The following is a 1,851-nucleotide window of genomic DNA, read 5'->3' as shown; positions in this document are numbered from 1 at the left end:
ACTTGATTAATGAGAAATGATTAAAGGTTTACTTTATTTGCAAACGAAAAGGAATCTTTATGTTTAACGAATTTTTTATGATCTGGAACGTTTTGAATTGCTACAATTTGCGAATCTCTTGCTTTCAGTGCATCTTGAATCCCGATGGTCATAAGCTTAATAAATAGAATCGTAATAAAGAATGAAGCGAGAGTATAAAAAATAATCCACCATGAAAGATTCATTTCATTACGATTTAATCCAATAAGACCTGCCCAATCATTAGATAGAGAAACAGGTTTGAGCACTCCGTCATAGAGTTCACGCATTTGTATGCCGCCAATTACAATGTTAAGCAACGCTAAATGGATAACGAGTATGAGTGTTTGGACGATATGTTCCATAAATAATACAAATAAGCGGTCAAGTAATAAGACTCGTAAGTGTTTTTTTATAATATGAAAACGACTAGCCCCCAGTAATTGTGAACTTAAGATGTAATCTTGTTTCATAAATTCATCAACTTCTGAGGATATGTATAAAGAAAGTGTAGGCAGAGCGACGAAAATAAGTACGAGTACTTGATAAAACGTAAATGAAATATTTGGATCTACCCCATCAGCATTTGATGTGATTATAATATTAACGGGCGTGATGAGTATGAATGCGATAAATAGAGTTGGAATATAATAAAAAACTTCTGAGCATGACTGGAAAAATCTCTTGAGTTTTGGAGCAAATAAACTTAAGAGGATTCCTATACATGTTCCGCATAAAATTCGAAAGAAGCTAATTGCCACGGCTAATAAAATAGTGAATTTTGCTCCTTCTACAATTTGTAAGAAAACAGACTCTCCAAAACGATCAGATCCAAAAGGTGGAATTAACGATGGCGGAAAGGGGGCCTTTCCAAGTAATTCGTTATTTTCATTGTAAAGTAACTGAGGAGGTTTTGGGATGTTATCTTTAAAGAACCAACTATAAATAAAACTAGCTGAAATAAGTATGAATAGATAAGCAAAGCCGATTAAAAAGCGTTTTGATTTCCAAATAGATTTCATAATGATACTCCTTTCAATTGCTTTTTCCATCTATTCATCATGAATGAGACTATTTGGAAAATGGCGTAAAATGGTAAAACAATCATAACAAGTATGATAAATGCAGCTGGAGGTGAAACAAACGCCTTATTAAATAAAAATTGAATAATGCCTTCCATATTAAAAACAAATTCTAAAATGAATAAATTAGAAAGTAAGAAAACAAAAATTGTTTTTAAATGGTGGAAGAAGTGGATAGATATATTTTTGAATAAATGAATGCATAGTATATAACTTGATGAAAGGCCTTTTCCATATGCAACCTCTACGTAATGTTTTCCTTGCTCTTCTTTTATGTATAACACCATCATCCGAAACATTTGTAATGTAGGTAAGACAGCTAATGATAAAATAGGGAGTAAATAAGCTCGATTTTCATTAAAAGAAATAATAGTGACAGGAGATTCCCCAAATTTCTGAAGTACCCATATGAAAAATATTTGCAAACAAATCATCATCATCATATCAGGGACAGCTTCTAATATGAACACAATTCGGTTTATCCATTTTTTTATATAATCTTTTGCTAAAAAATAAAAAAATGCCATGCTAGATGATAAAAAGAGAGCAAGAAAAAAGGCTAAAAATAATATAGTAAATGAATATAGGTAAGGTTCTAAAACAGTTGGAAATAATGGTGTTTTTTTGAAATGGCCAAACTTCGGGTCTGATCCTATAATCACTAATGATTCAGGGGAAAAAACCTGTTTTAACATAGTAACGGTCTGATTAAAAAAATAAATTGGTTGAAAGGTAAATCCTTGTTGAGTGA

2 protein-coding genes are annotated in these 1,851 nt (G+C 31.4%); both read right to left on the bottom strand.

Features of this window, described 5'->3' with window-relative positions; translation table 11 throughout:
* Positions 1-20: 20 nt before the first annotated feature.
* Positions 21-1,040: an ABC transporter permease gene (locus ACQGS6_RS27615; protein ID WP_000836558.1), complete on the bottom strand. Its 1,020-nt coding sequence runs from the start codon at positions 1,038-1,040 to the stop codon at positions 21-23.
* Positions 1,037-1,851 (bottom strand): ABC transporter permease subunit (locus ACQGS6_RS27610; protein WP_426965966.1); only part of this gene is annotated, 815 nt, incomplete at its 5' end. The genes ACQGS6_RS27615 and ACQGS6_RS27610, both read right to left, overlap by 4 nt.

The organism is Bacillus sp. GMs2/2, assembly GCF_050172095.1.
Lineage (GTDB): Bacteria > Bacillota > Bacilli > Bacillales > Bacillaceae_G > Bacillus_A > Bacillus_A cereus.
Note: the sequence above shows the minus strand (reverse complement) of the source record. Positions and strands in the feature narration are given on the sequence as shown.

Coding starts and splice junctions, on each gene's coding strand:
- ACQGS6_RS27615 (WP_000836558.1), bottom strand. CDS start 1,040: ATGAAATCTATTTGGAAATCAAAACGCTTTTTAATCGGCTTTGCTTAT.